Annotated in this window: 20 protein-coding genes; 13 read left to right on the forward strand and 7 right to left on the reverse strand. The window is 65.8% G+C overall.

Annotation, left to right across the window (positions count from 1 at the left end):
• The first annotated feature begins 12 nt into the window (after window positions 1-12).
• Window positions 13-1,518, forward strand: a complete 1,506-nt coding sequence (locus tag ACIBG0_RS31270) for a carboxylesterase/lipase family protein (protein ID WP_397037354.1) — start codon at window positions 13-15, stop codon at window positions 1,516-1,518.
• Between the two features lies 1 nt (window position 1,519).
• Here the strand turns inward: ACIBG0_RS31270 and ACIBG0_RS31275 are convergent, their stop codons facing one another.
• Window positions 1,520-2,389, reverse strand: coding sequence for an Fpg/Nei family DNA glycosylase (locus ACIBG0_RS31275; RefSeq protein ID WP_397037355.1), 870 nt, complete (start codon window positions 2,387-2,389; stop codon window positions 1,520-1,522).
• Window positions 2,390-2,734: 345 nt separating this feature from the next.
• Window positions 2,735-3,592, reverse strand: coding sequence for an SDR family oxidoreductase (locus ACIBG0_RS31280; protein ID WP_397037356.1), 858 nt, complete (start codon window positions 3,590-3,592; stop codon window positions 2,735-2,737).
• A gap of 139 nt (window positions 3,593-3,731) precedes the next feature.
• Between ACIBG0_RS31280 and ACIBG0_RS31285 the strand changes: the two genes are divergently transcribed.
• Entirely contained in the window at window positions 3,732-4,700 is a 969-nt protein-coding gene (locus ACIBG0_RS31285; protein ID WP_397037358.1) for an Lrp/AsnC family transcriptional regulator, read from the forward strand.
• Here the strand turns inward: ACIBG0_RS31285 and cobF are convergent.
• Window positions 4,676-5,416, reverse strand: coding sequence for a precorrin-6A synthase (deacetylating) (gene cobF, locus ACIBG0_RS31290; protein ID WP_397037360.1), 741 nt, complete (start codon window positions 5,414-5,416; stop codon window positions 4,676-4,678). The genes ACIBG0_RS31285 and cobF overlap by 25 nt on opposite strands.
• A gap of 42 nt (window positions 5,417-5,458) precedes the next feature.
• Between cobF and ACIBG0_RS31295 the strand changes: the two genes are divergently transcribed.
• The 7 genes from ACIBG0_RS31295 (at window position 5,459) to ACIBG0_RS31325 (ending at window position 11,732) form a co-directional block, all read left to right on the forward strand.
• Window positions 5,459-6,265, forward strand: a complete 807-nt coding sequence (locus tag ACIBG0_RS31295; protein WP_397037362.1) for a thymidylate synthase — start codon at window positions 5,459-5,461, stop codon at window positions 6,263-6,265.
• The gene (locus ACIBG0_RS31300) at window positions 6,262-6,810 is read left to right on the forward strand and encodes a dihydrofolate reductase (RefSeq protein ID WP_397037364.1); all 549 of its coding nucleotides are present in this window, start codon (window positions 6,262-6,264) and stop codon (window positions 6,808-6,810) included. Before ACIBG0_RS31295 ends, ACIBG0_RS31300 begins: the two co-directional genes overlap by 4 nt.
• Window positions 6,811-6,997: 187 nt before the next feature.
• The gene (locus ACIBG0_RS31305; protein ID WP_062993312.1) at window positions 6,998-7,327 is read left to right on the forward strand and encodes a cupin domain-containing protein; all 330 of its coding nucleotides are present in this window, start codon (window positions 6,998-7,000) and stop codon (window positions 7,325-7,327) included.
• Between the two features lie 56 nt (window positions 7,328-7,383).
• Window positions 7,384-8,412 (forward strand): Dyp-type peroxidase, encoded by a 1,029-nt coding sequence (locus ACIBG0_RS31310; protein WP_397037366.1) that lies wholly within the window; start codon window positions 7,384-7,386, stop codon window positions 8,410-8,412.
• The gene (locus ACIBG0_RS31315) at window positions 8,409-9,209 is read left to right on the forward strand and encodes a family 1 encapsulin nanocompartment shell protein (RefSeq protein ID WP_364340869.1); all 801 of its coding nucleotides are present in this window, start codon (window positions 8,409-8,411) and stop codon (window positions 9,207-9,209) included. Before ACIBG0_RS31310 ends, ACIBG0_RS31315 begins: the two co-directional genes overlap by 4 nt.
• 61 nt (window positions 9,210-9,270) lie before the next feature.
• Window positions 9,271-9,816: a hypothetical protein gene (locus tag ACIBG0_RS31320; RefSeq protein WP_397037369.1), complete on the forward strand. Its 546-nt coding sequence runs from the start codon at window positions 9,271-9,273 to the stop codon at window positions 9,814-9,816.
• Between the two features lie 65 nt (window positions 9,817-9,881).
• Window positions 9,882-11,732 carry a TerD family protein gene (locus ACIBG0_RS31325; protein ID WP_397037504.1) on the forward strand — a complete coding sequence of 617 codons (1,851 nt, stop codon included), beginning with the start codon at window positions 9,882-9,884 and terminating at the stop codon, window positions 11,730-11,732.
• A 107-nt stretch (window positions 11,733-11,839) separates the two neighbouring features.
• On the opposite strand, the gene ACIBG0_RS31330 is transcribed toward ACIBG0_RS31325, so the two are convergent.
• The 3 genes from ACIBG0_RS31330 to ACIBG0_RS31340 all read right to left on the reverse strand — a co-directional run bounded on the left by ACIBG0_RS31330 (window position 11,840) and on the right by ACIBG0_RS31340 (window position 14,929).
• Window positions 11,840-12,739 (reverse strand): RNA polymerase sigma-70 factor, encoded by a 900-nt coding sequence (locus ACIBG0_RS31330; protein ID WP_397037371.1) that lies wholly within the window; start codon window positions 12,737-12,739, stop codon window positions 11,840-11,842.
• On the reverse strand, window positions 12,736-13,893 hold the full coding sequence (locus ACIBG0_RS31335; protein ID WP_397037373.1) for an NAD(P)/FAD-dependent oxidoreductase: 1,158 nt from the start codon (window positions 13,891-13,893) through the stop codon (window positions 12,736-12,738). Before ACIBG0_RS31335 ends, ACIBG0_RS31330 begins: the two co-directional genes overlap by 4 nt.
• A 379-nt stretch (window positions 13,894-14,272) precedes the next feature.
• Window positions 14,273-14,929, reverse strand: a complete 657-nt coding sequence (locus tag ACIBG0_RS31340) for a TetR/AcrR family transcriptional regulator (protein WP_397037375.1) — start codon at window positions 14,927-14,929, stop codon at window positions 14,273-14,275.
• 232 nt (window positions 14,930-15,161) lie between these two features.
• Here ACIBG0_RS31340 and ACIBG0_RS31345 point away from each other — a divergent pair, with 232 nt between their 5' ends.
• From ACIBG0_RS31345 to ACIBG0_RS31360, 4 genes are all read left to right on the forward strand, one after another.
• Window positions 15,162-16,697, forward strand: a complete 1,536-nt coding sequence (locus ACIBG0_RS31345; protein ID WP_397037377.1) for an amino acid permease — start codon at window positions 15,162-15,164, stop codon at window positions 16,695-16,697.
• Between the two features lie 104 nt (window positions 16,698-16,801).
• Complete coding sequence (locus tag ACIBG0_RS31350; RefSeq protein WP_397037379.1) at window positions 16,802-17,551, forward strand: DUF1989 domain-containing protein; 750 nt, start codon at window positions 16,802-16,804, stop codon at window positions 17,549-17,551.
• Window positions 17,548-18,168 (forward strand): urea amidolyase associated protein UAAP2, encoded by a 621-nt coding sequence (locus tag ACIBG0_RS31355; RefSeq protein ID WP_397037380.1) that lies wholly within the window; start codon window positions 17,548-17,550, stop codon window positions 18,166-18,168. The genes ACIBG0_RS31350 and ACIBG0_RS31355 overlap by 4 nt, the downstream gene beginning before the upstream one ends.
• Before the next feature lie 80 nt (window positions 18,169-18,248).
• Complete coding sequence (locus ACIBG0_RS31360) at window positions 18,249-20,204, forward strand: 5-oxoprolinase/urea amidolyase family protein (RefSeq protein ID WP_397037506.1); 1,956 nt, start codon at window positions 18,249-18,251, stop codon at window positions 20,202-20,204.
• Between the two features lies 1 nt (window position 20,205).
• Here ACIBG0_RS31360 and ACIBG0_RS31365 read toward each other — a convergent pair whose 3' ends face one another.
• Window positions 20,206-20,358, reverse strand: coding sequence for a hypothetical protein (locus tag ACIBG0_RS31365; RefSeq protein ID WP_397037382.1), 153 nt, complete (start codon window positions 20,356-20,358; stop codon window positions 20,206-20,208).
• Window positions 20,359-20,420 lie beyond the last annotated feature (62 nt).

The raw sequence follows: 20,420 nt of genomic DNA on the forward strand, positions 1-20,420 counted from the left end.
ACCATCGGAAAGATGTCCGATATCACGACCGCCGACGGAGTTGTCCGCGGTTACCGCGGCCGTCATGTACTGCGCTGGCGCTCCCTGCCCTATGCCGCGCCACCGGTCGGCGACTTGCGATTTCGAGCGCCGCAGCCGGTGGCGCCGTGGGCTGGCGTGCGCGAGGCCACCACGTTCGGGTTCGCCGCGATGCAGCATCGCTCCGGTGCCAGGATCGGTCCGCGCCGGTATCAGCCGACCAGTGAAGACGCCCTGACACTCAATGTCGTCGCACCGATCGAACCATCCTCGACACCCCGGCCGGTGCTGGTGTTCATCCACGGCGGCGGATATCTGATCGGCACCTCGGCGCTCGGTCTGTATTCCGGTGCGCGACTGGTGATCGGCGGCGATGTGATCGTGGTATCGCTGAACTACCGGCTCGGCGCGTTCGGCTATGTCGATTTCAGCGAATTCGGCACGCCCGAGCGACCTTTCGACAGCAATCTGGGCCTGCGCGATCAGGTCGCGGCGCTGGAGTGGGTGCAGCGCAATATCGCCGCGTTCGGCGGAGACCCCGGCAATGTCACCATTTTCGGCGAATCCGCCGGTGCTCATGCGGTACTCGCGCTGTTGGCTACGCCCGCGGCCAAGGGGCTGTTCCATCGCGGCATCGCACAGAGTCCGCCCGCCGATTGGGGTATGAGCGCCGAGGACGGTCGCGCTTTCGCCCGCCGATGTATCGACGCCCTGGGCGCCACACCGGATACCGCGGCCAAAGCGCTGATCACCGCCGGTGCCAACGACATTCGACGTGCGGTCGACAAGACCAGCGATCAGGTCTTGCGGGAGCGCCCGGGACTGTTCCCCATCGCGCCGGTCGTGGACGGTGAGTATCTGCGGCAGTCCCCGATCGATGCGATTACCAGCGGTGCCGCACATCAGGTTCCGCTCATCATCGGCACCAATCGCGATGAAGGCACCCTGTTCGCCAAGTTCGCCGATGAACTGCCGACCACCCCGGGCCGCCTGCATGCCCTGCTCACCCGAGACGGCGGCGCGGAACTCGAATCCCGGGTCATCGCGGCCTATCCCGGCTATCCGGATGCGAAGGCCGCGGTTCGTGCCGGTGGTGATTATGTGTTCTGGCGGCCATCGGTCACCGTCGCGGCGGGGCACAGTCGCTACGCACCGACCTATTCCTACCGTTACGACTTCGCCCCGCGCGCACTGCGTCTCGCGGGGGTCGGCGCGACCCATGCCACGGAACTCATCCCCGTATTCGGCGCGGCCAATTCGCCGATCGGCCGGACCTTCACCGCGGCGGGCGGGCGACGTGGGATGCTCTCGGTCACCCGGCAGTTCCAGGACAATTGGCTCGCATTCGCGCGGACCGGGCGACCACTCCCCTCCTGGCCCGCCTACACCGAGGACCGGCGCACCACGCTGATCATCGATGAGATCACCCGGCTGGAGAACGATCCGGACATGGCCAAACGTATCGCCTGGCAAGGAATCCGGGTACCGACGTTGATCTGACCTACTTCAGCAGCCGCGACATGCGGCGGTCGGCGAGTACCTTCCCGCCGGTCTGGCAGGTCGGACAGTACTGGAACGAACGCTCGGCGTAGGAGACCTCGCGGACGGTATCGCCACACACCGGGCACGGCAGGCCGGTGCGAGCGTGTACCCGCATGCCGGAGCGCTTTTCGCCCTTGAGGCGAGCGGCGTCCTGTCCTACCGAGCGCTGTACGGCGTCGGTGAGCACTGAGCGCATGGCGTCGTACAGCACCGAAATGGTCTGCGCCGACATGGTTTTGGTATTGGCGAAGGGTGAGATCTTGGCGGTGTGCAGGATCTCGTCGGAGTAAGCATTGCCGATTCCGGCCAGCAGCGACTGGTCCACGATCGCGGTCTTGATGCGTTGTGATGCGCCGTGCAGGATCTCGCCGAATTGCTCCTCGGTCACCTCGAGCGCGTCCGGGCCGAGGCGCGCGATGCCGGGGACGAGTTTCGGATCGTCGACGATGTACACCGCGAGCCGTTTCTTGGTGCCCGCCTCGGTCAGGTCGAATGCGGGCGTCATCCCCTCGGGGGTGAAGAAGTGCACCCGCAGTGCGAGCGGGCTCTTGCCGCCTGGTTTGGGTGGTGTCTGGCTGGGCTCATCGACCCACCGCAACCACCCGCCGCGCGACAGATGGGTGATCAACCAGAGCCCGTCGCATTCCATCCCCAGAAATTTCCCCCACCGACCAGCCCCGCTCACATCCCGCCCGGACAGCGCCGTAACCGGCGGATCGAACGTCTTGACCGCACTCAATGCCGCCACATCGACACGCCCCACCACCGCGCCGACCGCATGCTCCCGCAGGAACTGCGCCAACGCCTCCACCTCCGGTAGCTCAGGCACGCCCCTCAGGCTACCTCCCCCCACCGACATCGGCGCAGTTCAGGATCAAGATCAGGTGGACATGGCGGCGGGGGCGTCTCGGCCGATGCCTGCATAGAGTCCACATGATCTTGATTGCCGGGAGCTCGATGCCGGGCAGCGAGCAGTCCGGCGCGCCTGGGCTGGCGCACGACAGCAGGCGGCCCGCGAGGGCAGCTGCACGCAGTAGGCAGCGGCGACAGCGACAGCGACAGCAGCGACAGCAGCAGCGGCAGCAGCAGCGGCGGCGACAGCGGCGGCAGCGGCGGCAGCGGCGGCAGCGGCGGCGACAGCAGCGGCGGGGACGCTCGCCCGTGCAGCAGGGGGCTAGGGGGCGGGGGTGAAGTGGGGGCTGTGGTTTTCGGCCCAGGTACGGAAGGGGCGGGGTGGGGTTCCGGTGATGCGCTCGACGGTGGGGTGGACGACCGAGGTGAACGCCTCCAAGGCGGTAGCGCGTAGGGCCATGATCGCGTCGGCCATCTCGTCGGGCACGCCGTGGTCGATGATCGACTGGCGGGCGGCGGCGGGTTCCACTTCGACGTAGCGCAGCGGGCGGCCCAGTACGTCGGCGAGGATTTGGGTTTGTTCGCCGGGGGACAACGGCTGTGGGCCGCTCAATGTGTAGATCTGGCCCTCGTGGCCTTCGGTGGTGAGTGCTGTCGCGGCGACGGCGGCGATGTCGTGCGGGTCGACAACGGCGATGCGGCCCTGGCCGAACGGCGCGTATACCGCGCCGTGATCGCGAATCGAACCGGCCCAGTGCAGCGCATTGGCCATGAATCCCAAGGGGCGCACCATCGTCCACGGGACTCCGCTGTCCCGGACCGCCTGTTCACCGGCGCGATGCCAGGTGGGAATCGGATCTGTCGCGGTGTCGTCACCGGTGCGGCCGGATGACAGCTTGACGATGTGCCGGACGCCCGCACGTGCTGCCGCCTGTCCGAGATTCGCGTCATGAGTGGGGATTTCGGGGCCGCTGGACAAGAGGAACACCCGATCGACACCTCGCACCGCATCGGTGAGGCTGTCCGGATCACTCAGGTCCGCACGCACCACCTCGATGCCGTCGGGCAGTCCGGCGAGTTCGGGCCGCCGCGTCACGGCCCGCATCGGAACCCCTTGTGCCAGCAACCGGCCGACCAACTCGCGGCCTACGGTCCCGGTCGCTCCGGTCACCAGAATCATCAACTTCTCCTTCGTCGAGCTGCCGGGCCGAGCGGCCCGAGGCGAAATCCACCTTCGGCAGGCCTGCCTAAATGCACCATCAATCGACAAAGATCAGCGGATACTTTCCATATCCAGCGTCAAGTTGAAATATATTTCCATGCTCGATGACGTTGATCGCGGACTGATCCATGCACTGCACATCGACGGCCGTGCACCGTTCAGCAAGATCGCGACGGTTCTGGACGTCTCGACGCAAACCGTCACCCGCCGCTACCAACGCCTGCGTGCCGCCGCCGGACTGCGCGTGGTCGGCCTCGCCGATCCGAGCCATGCCGGACACACCCAGTGGCTCGTGCGCCTCACCACCACCACGGCCAGCGGCCAGAATCTCGCGAATTCGCTGGCCCGCCGCCCCGACACGTCATGGGTGAAAATAATCTCCGGTGGCACGGAAATCCTTCTGGTGGTGAGCATTCCACGCGGCGAGACCTCTCGCTCGATACTGCTGCGGGACCTCCCCCGAGCCGCAGGCATCACTGCCGTCTCCGCGCATTACGTGCTGCACACCTACCTCGGCGGACCGACCGCATGGCGCGGACACATCACCGCACTGCACGAACAGCAGCGAAAACAACTGGAGCCGAACCGCTTCGGGCCCACACCCCGTCGCGCCCTCGCGGATACCGATGCCGCGCTACTGAATGCCCTGCAACAAGACGGCCGCGCGAGCTCGGCCCAACTCGCCACGGCGACCGGCTGGTCCCAAGCCACCGTCACCCGACGGCTCGCGGAACTGCGAGCGGCACAGGCGATCTTCTTCGATGTCGAACTCGATGACACTGTCTTCGGCGCGACTACCCAAGCGCTGCTGTGGATGTCGGTGGCACCGTCACAGCTCGACCGTGTCGCGACCGCGCTGGCCGAGCACGAGGAATTGGCTTTCGTTGCGGCCACCACGGGCCCGAAAAACCTTGTCGCCCAAGCCTTGTGCTCGGACCCCGAGGCTCTGCACCACTATCTGACCCAGCGACTCGGCCCATTCGAGGCCATCCATACCTTGGAGACCACACCCGTCCTCGTCACCGTGAAGGCGGTCGCACGTCACGCGCCTGGACGCAGGAGATAGACGTCGAAGATCCAACCCTTTTCGGCGCGCAACCGAGTGCGCCGCTCGACGATCTCCTGCTCGACCGCACGCAGCGGCCCCTCGATCAACGTCTCATCGGGCATTCCCAGATACGCCCCCCACCAGATGTGCACGTCGTCGCTGGGCACCTCCGTGAACGAACAGTCACCATCCAGCATCACTACGGTCGAGCCGCTGAGCCCGTCCTCGCGCAGCCGACGCCCGGTGGTGATGTGCACCGGCTCACCGATGCGATGCACCACCATCCGATGCCGAGCGGCCAAGGCCTGCACACTGGTGACGCCAGGGATCACCTCGTAATCGAAGCTCTGGCCGCCACGAGCGAGCACCCGTTCGATCATGCGCAGTGTGCTGTCGTAGAGCGACGGATCACCCCAGACGAGAATGCCACCGACCCCGTCGACCTGCGCGAACGCATCCTCGAGCAGCGCCGAACGGCGATCGTGCCAGTCCTCGACAACGCCCTGGTAATCGGCGGGATCCCGGTCGCGCGGCGGATCGGCGATCTCCACGATGCGGTACGGGTGATCGAGGTGTTCGGTGAGAATCGACGTGCGCACGTCGACCAGTTCCTGCTTCTCGGCACCCTTGCCGATCACGAAAAACACCTCGACCTGCCGCATTGCCTTGATCGCCTGGACCGTCACCTGGTCCGGATCCCCGGCACCGATGCCGATCACGTAGAGCTTGCGCATGGCTCGAGCTTGCCATTGCACGCATGGGTAAGCTCGCCAGACGTGGCCAACAATGCTGATACCCAGTACGAGGACCTGCTGCGACTGGTCCTGGAGTCCGGTACCGCGAAGGCGGATCGCACCGGCACCGGCACCCGCAGTATCTTCGGCCATCAGCTGCGCTACGACCTCGGCGCGGGCTTTCCGCTGATCACCACCAAAAAGGTGCATCTGAAGTCGATCGTCTACGAATTGCTGTGGTTCCTGCGCGGTGATTCCAATGTGGCCTGGCTGCACGAACACGGCGTCACCATCTGGGACGAATGGGCCGATCGGCACGGCGAACTCGGCCCGGTCTACGGCGTGCAGTGGCGATCATGGCCCACCCCCAACGGCACCCATATCGACCAGATCGCCGAAGTACTGCACACCCTGCGCACCAATCCGGATTCCCGGCGCATCATCGTCTCGGCCTGGAATGTGGCCGACCTCGACAAGATGGCATTGGCGCCGTGTCACGCGTTCTTCCAGTTCTATGTGGCCGATGGCAAGCTGTCGTGTCAGCTCTACCAGCGCAGTGCGGATCTGTTCCTCGGCGTGCCGTTCAATATCGCCAGTTATGCCCTGCTGACGCACATGATCGCGCAGCAGACCGAGCTCGAACCCGGTGATTTCATCTGGACCGGCGGCGATTGCCATATCTACGACAACCATCTCGCGCAGGTCACCGAGCAGCTGAGCAGGCAGCCCTACCCGTTCCCGATGCTGAACCTGCGGCCCGCGCCGACGCTGTTCGATTACGTCTACGAAGATGTGGAAGTGGTCGGCTACCAACACCATCCGGCGATCAAGGCGCCGGTGGCGGTATGAACGCAGCTTCGCGTAGCGATTCGGTGCGGGATGGCGACGCGGCGACGGGAGCGGGTGAGCGCATCATCGGTCTGATCTGGGCGCAGACTCCGGACGGGGTGATCGGCTTCGAGAACACCATCCCCTGGCGCGTGCCCGAGGATATGGCGAATTTCAAGGCCGTCACCATGGGGCATCCGGTCATCATGGGCCGTCGCACCTGGGATTCCCTGCCGCCTCGATTCCGCCCGCTCGATGGCCGCCGCAACGTCGTGGTCACCCGGCAGCCCGACTGGTCGGGCACGGGCGCCGAACGCGCCGCATCGCTGTCCGACGCACTCGCCGCGACCGCACCGGAGGACGTCTGGATCATCGGTGGCGGCGAAATCTACCGAGCCGCTATGGATTTCGCGACCGACCTGCTGGTAACCGAGGTGCAAACAACCGTCGACGGTGATGCTTACGCACCCGTTGTCGGCCCCGAATGGCATACCGACGATACCGAGCCATGGGACGAGTCGAAATCGGGCCTGCGCTTCCGGATTCGTCGCTACACCCGTCAGTAGGCCGGCCCTCCGCATCACACATTCGGGACTGCGCAGCCCCCGGAGCGCACCGACCGGGGGCGAACACGCCGCATACCGGCGCGGCGACCAAACCGGACACACGTCACCCGCCGGTCGGGCATACTCCTGGATATCAGCCCGTGTCACCAGCCCTGATCCGGCTGATTGCATCTGCGGAAGGTGGTCCATGGACAAGAAATCGCTGACTGCGGTCGCGCGCCAACAGCTCAAGTTGGCCAGCACCGCCACGAGCGGGCGCAGTTCGCAAACCATCTACGGCGGTCATGCCAATGCGCTGCGGCAGACCGTGGTCGGTCTGTCGGCGGGCCAGAGCCTGGCCGAACACGACAATGCGGGCGAGTCCACCCTGCTGGTGCTCAGTGGCACACTCACCTTGATCAGCGGCGCCAACGAATGGAAGGGATCGGCGGGAGACCTGCTGGTCGTGCCGAAGGCACGGCACAGCGTCAAGGCCGTCGACGACGTCGCCTTCCTGCTGACAGTCGCCAAGTCGTAGCCGAGGGGACGTACCACTCGGCCGGTTTGTCGGCGCCGCCCTTTAGGGTGGAGCGCATGGGTGAGCCGCAGCCGATCCTCGAACCGCTCACACCGTCCGCGATCTTCCTCGTCGCCACGATCGACGAGGGTGGCGAGGCGGTGGTGCGCGAGCTGCTCGCCGATCTCGCCGGATTACGTCGTTCGGTCGGTTTTCGCCTGCCCGGCGCCGGGCTCACCTGCGTCGCATCGATCGGTTCCGAGGCGTGGGATCGCCTTTTCACGGGCCCGCGACCAGCCGAACTGCATGTGCTGCCCGAATTCGTCGGCGAACACCACAGCGCCCCGAGCACGCCGGGTGATCTGCTGTTCCACATCAAGTCCGAATTCCAGGACGCCTGCTTCGAATTGGCGATGACGCTCGCCGACCGGCTCGACGGCGCGGTCACCATCGTCGACCAGACCGTCGGATTCCGGTATTTCGAGCAGCGCGATCTGCTCGGCTTCGTGGACGGCACGGAGAATCCGGAGGGCACCACGGCCTACAGCGCGGCGTTCGTCGGCGATGAGGATCCGGACTTCACCGGCGGCAGTTATGTCATCGTGCAGAAGTATCTGCACACCATGGCGCAGTGGCGAGCGCTGTCGGTCGAGGAGCAGGAGCGGGTGATCGGACGAACCAAACTCGACGATTTCGAGCTCTCCGATGCGGATAAGCCCGCGAATTCGCATGTCGCGGTGAACACCGTCACCGATGACGAGGGCAACGAGCGAAAGATCCTGCGCGCCAATATGCCCTTCGGCAGCATCAAGGACGGCGAATTCGGCACCTATTACGTCGCCTACGCGGCCACGCCGAGCGTCACCGAAACCATGCTGTCCCGGATGTTCATCGGGACGGACGAGGCGGCCTATGACCGGATCCTGGACTTCTCCATCGCGGTGACCGGCACGCTGTTCTTCGCACCGTCACTCGACTTCTTCGACGACCTCCCCGACGCACCGGAGGCGGCGGCGACAGCGCTCGAGGAATCTTTATCGCCGAATGGTGTTGGCAGTAGCGGTTCTCTGGGTATCGGCACGTTGAAAAGGAGCATGCAATCATGAACAACCTCCATCGCGAACTCGCGCCGATCACCGCCGAGGCATGGACCGCCATCGAGCAAGAGGCGACGCGCACCTTCAAGCGTCATATCGCCGGTCGCCGGGTGGTCGATCTGTCCGGGCCGCACGGCACCGATTACTCCGCGGTCGGTCTCGGTCGCACCACAGTCATCACCGCACCGGATGAGGGTGTGCAGGCCCGGCAGCGGGTGGTCGCGCCGCTGGTCGAGTTGCGGGTGCCGTTCACGTTGTCGCGCGAGGAACTCGACGATGTCGAGCGCGGCGCGCAGGACACCGATCTGGATGCGGTCAAGGAAGCCGCGCGCAAGATCGCGTTCGCCGAGGACCGGGCCATCTTCGAGGGCTATCAGGCCGCGAATATCACCGGCATTCGGGCGAGTTCGTCCAATTCCCCGATCACACTGCCCAGCGATCCGCGGCTGGTGCCCGAGTCCGTCGCGCAGGCGTTGAGCGCGCTGCGGTTGGCGGGCGTCGACGGCCCGTATTCGGTGCTGTTGAGTGCGGATCTGTACACGGCGGTCAGCGAGACCTCCGATCACGGTCACCCGATCCGCACCCATATCGAGCGCCTCATCCCGGAAGGCGAGATCATCTGGGCACCGGCCATCGACGGTGCGTTCGTGCTGACTACGCGCGGCGGCGACTTCGATTTGCAGCTCGGCCAGGACCTGTCCATCGGCTACCTGACCCATGATGCGCAATCAGTGCAGCTGTATTTCCAGCAGAGTCTGCAATTCCTCGTCTACACCGGCGAGGCGGCCGTGGCGCTGGCGTCCTGATCGTCGACTCGCCCGCATCGGGAAGCCAGCGGTAAACCGACCGACTAGGTTGAGGTGCGGTATGCAGGAGGTCGAGATGACGATGGTGCGCGCGGGTGTGGTGCCGACCGGGCGGGCAATGCTGTACGGGATACTCGGGATCGCGGCCACCGTGCTGGTCTGCGGTGCGATCGTGGCCGGATTCGGGGTCAATCGGGTCTTCACCGGACTGCTGGCCGGTGCGGTCGCCGGAATCGCATTGCTTATCGCGCTATTCGGGCGCGATGTCGTCGTGCTCACCGAGGGCGCGATCTACCAGCGCACGCCGTGGCGGGAATCCAGTATCGACTGGGAGCGGGTAGTGGCCGGACGGTTCGCACTCGACGAGCGGGCCCGCTGGTCACTCGCACTAGACCTGATCGGCGGCGACGAGCGGCACGGCGAACTCGTGCTGCTGTCCATCCCGCCGGTGCGACGCCCCGTCGCCGGGGCTTACGACATGCGCAAACGCGAGCAGGTCAACGAGATTCGGGCGATGTTGCGGCGCAAGCGCGTGCCCGTCACGGTGCTGCCGGAGATCGCCGGTGCGCTGCAACAACATTGGCAGATAGCGCCGCCCACCCGCTGACAGCCGGGGCCTCGCGGTGACCGAGACAGGGCGCGCTCAGGTCGTATACCTTGGCAGATGTGTCGATGATGAAGGGCGCCAATGTCGCGGTGCCGATGTCTTCAGTCCGCGTCGAGCTGGGGTGGCAGTCAGGTCCAGGGGTTCCGGATGCGGATGCCTCCGCGCTGCTACTCGTCTCCGGGAAAGTGCGGTCGGATAACGACTTCGTCTTCTACAACCAGCCGAATCATCCCTCCGGTGCGGTGCGACACGAAGGTAAGCGGCCGGGACCGACGGTCATCGACACGTTGTCGGTGGATCTGGCGCAGGTCGAAGCTCAGATCGACACGATTGTTATCGCGGCGTCCGCGGATGGTGGCACGTTCGGGCAGTTCCGTGGGCTCTATGTGCGGGTGCTCGATGCGGTGAGTGGTGCGGAGGCCGCGCGATTCGACAGCACCGGTGCGACTACCGAAACCGCGTTCGTCCTCGGGGAGTTGTATCGACGGCAGGGGGCGTGGAAGTTCCGGGCGGTCGGCCAGGGGTATGCGACCGGGCTGGCCGGGCTGGCCACCGATTTCGGGATCTCCGTTGATGATCCGGGGGCTGGGCAGACGCCTGCGGCGCAGGCGCAGCAGAACGCGCAATCGGCTTACACTCCGACGCCAGCACAGCCATATACGCCACCGCAGCAGCAGTACACACCTCCCACGCCACAGCAGTACACGCCAGCGCCCACGCCACAGCAGTTCACGCCAGCGCCCACACCACAGCAGCACACACCATCGCCCACGTCGGAGCAACACACACCATCACCAGCGCCACAGCACTTCACGCCGCCGCCCGTGCCACAGCAGTTCACGCCGCCGCAGCAGTACGCACCTCCCACGCCACAGCAGTACACGCCAGCGCCAGCGCCGCAGCAGCACACACCATCGCCCACGCCGGAGCAGCACACACCCTCACCAGCGGCGCAGCAGTACTCACCACTCGCGCCGCAGCAATACACAACACCGCCCACGCCACCCCAGCTCGGGGCACCGCCCGCACCGCAGCAGCACACGCCGCCACCCGCGCCCCAGCAATTCGGGGCACCTCCGCCCTATCCGCCTGCGGCACCGCCTGGGTTTCCGCCGAATCCGGCGCAGCCGTACCCGGCGAGCCCGACGTCGCAGAACCCTTATCCGCCGAATCGGCCAGCGCAACCTTATGCGCCGCCGAATCAACCGCCGCAGTCTTCTGCGCCGCCGACCGGGTCCAACCAATTCGCGCCGCCTGCTGCCGGTCCTGGCGCGCCGGTTGATCTCCGCAAGGTTTCGCTGACGAAGGAAGCACCCACGGTCTCGCTGACCAAGCACGGCGCCACCTCGGGAACCATGCGGGTCAATCTGAATTGGACGACCCCGCAGAGCGGCGGTGGTGGCCTGTTCGGCCGCAAACGCGCCAATACAGTCGACCTCGATCTGTGCTGCTTCTTCGAACTGGCCGACGGGCGGATCGGATCCGTTCGCGCCCTGGACCGTTCGTTCGGCGCGCTGGACCACCCGCCGTTCATCCGGCTCGACCAGGACGACCGCACCGGTAGCAGCACGACCGGTGAGAATCTGGATATCAATCTCGACTACACCGCGCAGTTCCGCCGGATTCTGGTCTTCGCCTCGATCTACGAGGGCGCGAGCAACTTCCAGGGCGTGCAGTCCACCGCCACGCTGTATCCGGTGAACTCGCCGCCGATCGAAATGATCATCAGCGGCTGCCAGGACAATTCGCGCGATGTGATCCTCGCCCATATCGAGAATGTCAACGGCGAGTTCATCGTTCGTCGCGACGGCACCTTCGTCCGGCCGCCCTCGGGGCAACCCGGTGGCGGAGTCCGCGAAATCGCACGCATGTACAACTGGGGCTTCGAATTCAAAGCCACCCGCGGCAAAGGCTAGGTGATTGATTTCATCCCGGACGTGCTGCGCCGAGGATCGATTCCGCCACACCATCGGGCACCGGCCCTGGTTACCCACCGCCACTACGTACGCGCGGGCAGGCGGATTCAGGTCGGATGGACGGTCCGGGTGGCAATCGCCTGCAGCTTGTCGGGATTGGCGACATTGTGGATCGCGGTGATCCGGCCCGTGGCGTCGACATCGAGGGTGACGGTGGCGATGACGCGCCCGCCGCCACTGAACACGACCCCGAGCCCGCCGTTGATCTCGACCATCTCTGCGGTCATGTCGGCTGGCTCGACGCCCTGGTAGGTGCGCGTGCCCATGGACGCGAACCAAGATGCGACCGTATCCGCGCCGATGACGGGGAGCAACGCCTGGCGCACCTTGCCGCCGCCGTCGGTCCACAGCGTCACGTCCGGCGCGAGCAGCTGCATCAAGGTGTTGATGTCACCGCCCATCGCGGCGGCGAAGAACCGCGCACTGACCTCGCGTTGGCGTTCGCGATCGGCCTGGAACCGAGGCCGCCGCGCCTGCACATGGCTCCGCGCTCGCTGCGCGGCTTGGCGCACCGTAGCTTCGGAACGCTCTACGGCATCGGCGATTTCGACGTAGCTGAACCCGAACGCCTCCTTCAAGACGAAGACGGCCCGTTCGAGCGGGGTCAACGTCTCCAGCACCACCAGCAGGGCCATCGACACCGATTCGGCGGCGGTCGCGTCGTCGACGGTGCCGGTGAGGATCGGTTCGGGAAGCCAAGGGCCGACGTAGGTCTCGCGACGGCTGGTGGCCGACCGCAGCCGATCCATCGCCAGGTTCGACACGATTCGTACCAGGTAGGCCTTCGGGTCGCTCACCTGGGAACGATCGGCAGCGGACCATTTGATCCAGGCGTCCTGCACCGCGTCCTCGGCGTCGGCTGCGGTGCCGAGGATGCGGTACGCGACGGAGAACAGCAGGTTGCGGTGCTCGGTGAACACCGCAACCGTGGCGGACGCAGTGGTCACCGGGTGTACCGCCCGCCCTGCGGCCACACCGCACCGGAAGTGGGGAACTCGAGAATCCGACCGAAGGTCGGCCAGGGCGCTGCACTCACCGTCTCCTTGTACCAGACGGCGCGCCGGCCGGTCAGCCGCAGCCTGCGGGGGCTGTTGTCCGGCTTGGTGAACTGGACCACCGCGTCGTGGCGGCCCAGGCTCACCGGGGTGTGGTAGTAGCCGAACCGGAATGGTTTGGGCTGCTTGCCTTTCAGCTCCCGCACGATCGATACCGCCGCGTGCACGCCGGTCGGCATACCGCTCTGGCAGGTGCCGTGCATCACGCCGTAGCCCTGTTCGACCGCGGCCGCGTCCCCGATGGCGTAGACGTTCGGATGCGACACCGACCGCAGCGCGGCGTCGGTGACGATCCGGCCGTGCTCGTCGACGGCAAGCCCCGCCGCAGCCGCCATCGGCGACACCCGCACCCCGCTCGTCCACAGCACGGCGTCGACCGCAATGCTCTCTCCGCCGGCGAGTTCCACAGTGTCCGGCAGCACCTTGACAATCTCCACACCGCAGCGCACCTGTACCCCGAGCCGCGCCAGAGCGTCGTTCACATACGCCTTGGCCCGCGCGCCCAGCGCCGATCCCGGCTCGTGGCGACCCAGCAATACAACGTCCAGATCCGGGTACCGCTCGGCGAGCTCGGCGGCGGTCTCCACGCCGGTCAAGCCGCTGCCGCAGACCGCAACGGTCCCGGTGCCGAGCCCGGCCAGTCGCTGCGCCAACAACTCGGCGTCGTGCACGCTGTTCAGTGTGTAGGCGTTGTCGTCGACGCCAGGGACCGCGGTGGTGTCGGCGACCCCGCCCAACCCGTAGACCAGCGTGTCGTACTCGAGCACCCGTTCGTCGTCGATGCGGACGGTGCGCGCGGCCGCGTCGATGCCGGTGACCCAGCCACCTACGAACTCCACGCCGGTGCCCTCGAGCAATGCCGGAATATCGAACTCGGCCAGGTTCTGTCCGGACGCCGTCTGGTGCAACCGCAGCCGCTCGGTGAACCGCTCGGTCGCATTGACGAGGACGATCTGCACATCGTCGCGTCGCTTGGTGCGCGCCGCCAAGCTCGTGGCCGCCGACATGCCCGCGTATCCCGCACCCAGGATCACCATCTTGTGCATTTGCCTATCCCTTCTCGCAATCACTGTCGACCACAAGACGAGACAGCCCTTGCGCACCGTGAAGCGAGGTGACGCAGGTCACAATCCATACCGGATTGCCGCTGATCAGCCCCGCCGTTCCGGCAGAGCACGGGGCCGCGGCGTGCGGGCCACCACAACGCTGTATCCGGTGGATGCTCCACCGATCGAGATGAGTGTCGACGGTTGCACTAATGATTCGCGGCGCGTGGCGCTCGAGAACCTCGATGGTGAGCTGGTGGTGCGACCTGAGGGGTATTCCTGCCGCGTCCAACCGATCCGTCGATCTTCCTCAACCAGGGCGTCGAGCTGGGGTATGGAATGGGTGGCCGTCGACGAAAAGTCCTGACGCGCAGGCGATTCAGAAGGTCAGACGCTGGAGGAGGGCAGTCGCGTCGGCGCGGAGGCCGTCCAGATCACCGTGCCAGCCGAGCATTCGCATAATCGCGTCCGGAATGGCGCGTTCGGCGTGGGCGGGTGCGCTGCCCTCGTCCGAGCGGATATTGATCACCGTCTCCACGAGCCGGAACGGCAGGCCCTCCGCTCCCGGCACCCCCGCATCGGCCGCGACTGTCGCGGCCAAAGTTTCGTAGTGCCCGCGTAATTCGTCGCGGCGTAATCGAAAGGCGGCGAAGCGTTCGGTGCGTAGTTCCGGAAGCAAATACAGCGCACCGAGATTCCGCTGCGATGCGCACAGCTGGCGCACATCGAACCAGGCCAGCGCGTATAGCCGGATGTGGGCGGGCTCCGGCACCTCGCGGAGGCGCTCGGCGAGATCCAAGGGGCCTGCGATGGTTTCGGCGAGCAGAGCGTCGAGGATGTCGTCCTTGGACGCGAAGTGGTGGTAAAGCGAGGCCTGGCGGATACCGACCGCATCCGCTACCGCACGCGTCGAGGTATTGGCATAGCCATTGGTGGTGAACAGTTCTCCGGCGGCGTCGAGGATCTCGGCGCGTGGCGTCCGACCACGCCGGGGGCGCTGGTCGAGACGGGGACGGCCGGGACCGAGATTTGCCACGACGTCATTCTGACACCGCGTCCGGTACGGCCGACCGCCGCCACAGCGACCAGACCGGTCTGATGTTTCCAGCACGATTGCCTAGGCGTGAGGTTTCTGTCATTCGATAGAAATCCAGGCAACGCAGAAGTTACCGGCGATCGCGGAAGCGATACACCAGGGACACCGAAAGTGCGATCGCGAACGCAAAACTGTCATTCGATAGGTATTGGCCGCTCGCGAAGGAACCCCCATGGCCACCAAACTCGATTCCCCCGCCCACGTCCTCCCGCCGCCAGACAACCAGGACAACGCTGACCTGGCCGGCTTCGGCTATCAGCCGGTGCTACACCGCAAACTCGGTCGCTATGCCTCATTCGCGGCCGGATTCTCCTTCGTCTCCATCCTCACCACGATCTTCCAGTTCTTCGGCTTCGGCTATTCGTTCGGTGCGGCCGCGTTCTTCTGGACCTGGCCGATCGTGTTCGTCGGCCAGTTCCTGGTCGCGCTGAACTTCGCCGAACTGGCCGCGCGCTACCCGATTTCGGGCTGCATCTACCAGTGGTCGCGTCGGCTCGGCGGCGAGGTCGTCGGTTGGTTCGCGGGGTGGATGATGATCATCGCGCAGATCGTGACGGCCGCCGCGGCGGCGATCGCGCTGCAAGTGGTGCTGCCATCGATCTGGAGCGGATTCCAGATCGTCGGCGAGGACACCGCACTCACCTCGACCTCCGGCGCCACCAATGCGGTACTGCTCGGCAGCATCCTGCTGGCGCTCACCACGGTGATCAATGTGATCGGCATCGACCTGATGGCACGAATCAATTCGATCGGCGTCACCGTGGAGATCATCGGCGTGCTGGCAATCATCGCGCTGTTCTTCACCCACGCCGAGCGCGGACCGGGCGTGGTGCTGCACACCGATCAGGCCGCGCCCGGACCGTATTGGGCCGCGTTCCTCGTCTCCGGTTTGATGGCGGCCTACGTGATGGTCGGATTCGATTCCGCCGGAGAACTTTCCGAGGAAACCAAGGACCCGCGCCGGGTGGCGCCGCGCACCATTCTGACCGCACTCACTGTCTCCGCACTAGGCGGTGGACTGCTGCTGCTCGGTGCGCTGATGGCGGCACCGAGTCTGGATGACGGTTCATTGGGCACCGAGGGCCTGGCCTATGTACTCACCTCGAAGCTGGACAGCCCCGCGGGCACGGTGCTGCTCGGCTGTGTCGCGGTGGCGATTACGGTGTGCACCTTGGCAATTCAGACCGCGGGCTCGCGGCTGATGTTTTCGATGGCGCGAGACGGCAAGTTGCCCTTCGCCCGTCGTCTGGCCGTGGTGCATCCGCGCTTCGGCACACCGGTGCTGCCCGCAGTGATCATCGGTGTACTCGGGATCGGTCTGCTGCTGCTCAATCTCGGCAATGCGGCGATCTTCGCCACCCTGGCCAGTGTTTGCATCGTGACGCTCTACCTGGCATATCTGCTGGTCACCGTGCCGCTGCTGATCCGGCGGATCAGGGGCTGGGACAGCGGTGACGCCAGGTTGTTCAGCTTGGGGCGCTTCGGAATCCCGATCAACGCACTCGCCGTCGTCTGGGGCATCGCGATGGCGGTGAATCTGGCCTGGCCGCGTGCCGAAGTCTATACGCCGAATGGCGGCAGCTGGTGGATGCTCTGGGCCGCACCGCTTTTCGTGGTGATCGTGGTCGCCGTCGGTGTTGTCGTGCATCGAATCGTCAATGCGAAGCCGAGCACTGAAAGCCTCGAACCCGCGGTCCAACCCGCCTGATGAGGGGTGCGGTGGTGGTCTCGACACCACCACCGCACACCGACCGGCCGAGTGGCGTACCTGCAGCACCAGCACCCAGACACCTACGATCTTAGGAACCACCGATGACCAGCACCGCTTCCGCTCTCGGAGCTCGCGCGCACGCGAGGTCCCAAGCGGCCACCGCGACCATCGCCGGACCGGAGTTACCCGATGACGTCGCGGCGGCGAGAATAACCTTCGCTCAACGCATTCCGGCCGGTGGTTACGCGAATGTCGTACTCGGTCGCGGGACCAGACTGCGTTTGCGCGATCCCGCCGGAGCCGCATGCGCGCACATCTTGCTGCTGCGTGCCGACGCACCGTGGGAGCGGCTCAATGTGGCCGATACCGTGAAAGTGCCGTGGCAGGCGTATCTGGGCATCGGACATCCACTGCTGTCGGATCAGGGCCGGGTGCTGGCCGCGATTGTCGCCGACACGTCCGGCCAGCACGACGCCCTGTGCGGGCCGACGCCCGAAGGCCGTGCACTGCTGCGACTCGCGGGCGCGAAGCAGGGTCTCGAGCCACGGGATATCGGGCCGACCGTGTCCTTCTTCCGCGGCGTCCGCGTCGAATCCGATGGTGCGCTGAGCGCCACCGGCAGCGCCGCGGCGGGTTCCTCGGTCGACCTGCTCATCCATCTGCCGGTGATCCTGCTCGTCGCTGACACCACACACCCGCTCGACGATCGGCCCGCATCGGATCTCGACATCGTCGCCTGGGCCGCGCCGGACGAGCTTGCCGGGCAGCACAACTCCGACCCGGAATATCTGCGAGCCGTCGAGAACACCGAACAGGCCTGGACGGCCGCGACTCTGGAGGTAGGGGCATGATCTCGGCACCGACCCGCACCATCGTGCTCGACGAAACCGTGCCAGCATGCGCGCCGTGGTCGACCGTGGTCCGCGCGGGCGAACAACTCGAAATCATCGACCTGCACGGCAATCAGGCGGTGGACTGTCTACTGTATTCGGCCGCCGACCACACCGACCGCTACAGCGCGCAGGCCACCATTACCGCACAGCGCAATATCTTCCTCGGCACCGGAAGTGTGCTGCGCACCGATGCGGGCACCGCGCTGATGACCGTACTCGCCGACGATGTCGGCAACCACGACACCATCGCGGGGGCTTGCTCCCAGGAGTCCAATACGCTGCGCTACGGCCACCACACCCGCCACCAGCACGCGTGTGTGGAGAACTTCCTCACCGAGGCGCTGAAATGGGGGCTGGGCAAACGCGATCTGGTGTCGAATATCAACTGGTTCATGAATGTCCCGGTCGAGGCCGACGGCACCCTCGGCATTGTCGACGGATTATCGGCTCCGGGAAAGAAAGTCACGTTGCGCGCCGAGGTCGACACGTTGGTGCTGGTATCGAATTGTCCGCAGATCAATAACCCCTGCAACGGATTCGATCCGACTCCCGTGCGGATGGTGGTGACCCGATGACCGTTGCCGACCTAGCGGTTGTCGCGAGCTCCAACGGGGGCGCGATCGCCGAGAGTACGCGCGCCCTCGGTCCCGAACAGATGGTGCAGGTGGTACGGCCGGGAATGCTCACCACGGTGCAGGATTGGCCGGGTCGCATCGGATATTGGCACGTTGGAGTTCCGCCTTCGGGCCCGATGGACGATCTGTCGTTCCGACTCGGCAACCGGGTGCTCGGCAATCCCGAGGGCGCGGCGGGCCTCGAATGCACACTCGCCGGTCCCGCGCTGAAGTTCTCCGTGCCTACCTGGGTGTGTGTCACCGGCGCTCCGGCCGAGGTGACCGTGAACGGAAGCCGCGTCCAGCAGTGGCGAACGGTGCTGGTTCCGGCGGACGCGACGCTGGATATCGGTGCGGTACATGGACCGGGCATGCGCTGCTATGTGCTGATCGCCGGCGGTATTCAGCTGCCCGAATATCTGGGCAGCGCATCGACATTCACGCTCGGACGGTTCGGCGGGAGCACGGGGAACGCGTTGCGTGCCGGTGAAATGCTTCCCCTCGGCGCACAGCGAGGCCGGGTGGCGGCCGCGGTGCCGATGGAGCAGCAGCCGGTCCTGACGCGTCGGTGGGAATTGGCCGTCACCGAAGGTCCGCACGGCGCACCGGAGTTCTTCACTCGCCATGACTTCGACACGATTCTCGGCACCGACTATGAGGTGCATTTCAATTCCGATCGCACCGGAGTGCGGCTGATCGGCCCGAAACCCGAATGGGCCAGAACCGATGGCGGCGAGGCGGGACTACACCCGTCCAACATCCATGACACTGCGTACTCGATGGGGGCACTGGACTTTACCGGCGATACGCCCATCCTGCTCGGTCCCGACGGACCCAGCCTCGGCGGATTCGTCTGCCCGGTGACGGTGGTCGCCGCCGACCGATGGAAACTCGGCCAGCTGACCCCCGGCGATACCGTGCGCTTCATCCCGATCCGCAGTGAGCGCGCCGCTTCGGTTCGCGAACTCGGTCCGGCTCGCCGCGCCGCCTGGCCCACGGTCCTCTCCCCTGGCGGCGACGGGGATGACGGTGTACTGCGCCGCACCGATGTCGACGACGAGACCGGGGTGACCTACCGCCGTCAAGGTGACGACGGCGTACTCGTCGAATACGGCTCCATGACACTGGATCTCGGTCTGCGTGCCCGCGTGCACGCATTGCATCAGCACCTGCTCGCGGCCGGTGTGCGCGGCGTGACGGAACTGACGCCCGGTGTCCGTTCGCTGCAGATCCGAGTCGATCCGACGGTGCTGCCGGTCCCCGTCCTGCTCGATCTGCTGACCGAGGCCGAACAGCAGATCCCCGCCGCCGACCAACTCGTGGTGCCGAGCCGCACCGTGCGCCTACCGCTGTCCTGGGATGATCCGGCCACGCGGGAGGCGATCACCCGCTATATGCACGGTGTGCGTGCGGACGCGCCCTGGTGCCCGTGGAATATCGAATTCATCCGGCGCATGAACGGTTTGGCTTCGGTACAGGAGGTCTATGACACCGTCTTCGGTGCCGAATACCTGGTCCTCGGTCTCGGAGATGTCTACCTCGGCGCACCGGTCGCGACCCCGACCGATCCGCGCCACCGGCTGGTCACCACGAAGTACAACCCGGCCCGCACCTGGACTCCCGAAAATGCCGTCGGCATCGGCGGAGCCTACCTGTGCATCTACGGGATGGAAGGTCCCGGCGGTTACCAATTCGTCGGCCGCACAACCCAAGTCTGGGACCACAGTAGCGTCAGCGACGAATCCCCCTGGTTACTGCGCTATTTCGACCGGATCCGCTGGTATCCGGTCGAAGCCGATGAACTCCTCGACCTACGTGCGGATTTCGCGGCGGGCAAGGTCGAGGTGCGGGCCGAGGACGGTGAGTTCGCGCTCGCCGACTATCGGAAGTTCCTATCCGACAATGCCGAATCCATCAAGGAATTCCGCGGGGTACAAGCCGAAGCATTCGCCGCCGAACGCGACTCGTGGCGGCAGGCAGGTGAACTCACCGCCTGATCTACCAGCCGAACAACTCCGCCATATCGATGGACTCGTCATCCCAGTGTTCCTCGATATGGCGTCGTTCGGCCTCGGGCAGATCCGGTGACCAGCCGCAGCGCCGCCAGAACTCTTCCCGATATTCCTGAGTAATCCTTCTCGGCTCACTCATGGCGCTCACCTCTGCATTGCCACTGTCCTGCTGCCATTGATTGTGAGCCTGTCCCCGCCGCG

It is taken from the genome of Nocardia sp. NPDC050630 (assembly GCF_044457245.1).
In the GTDB taxonomy this organism is placed as follows: domain Bacteria; phylum Actinomycetota; class Actinomycetes; order Mycobacteriales; family Mycobacteriaceae; genus Nocardia.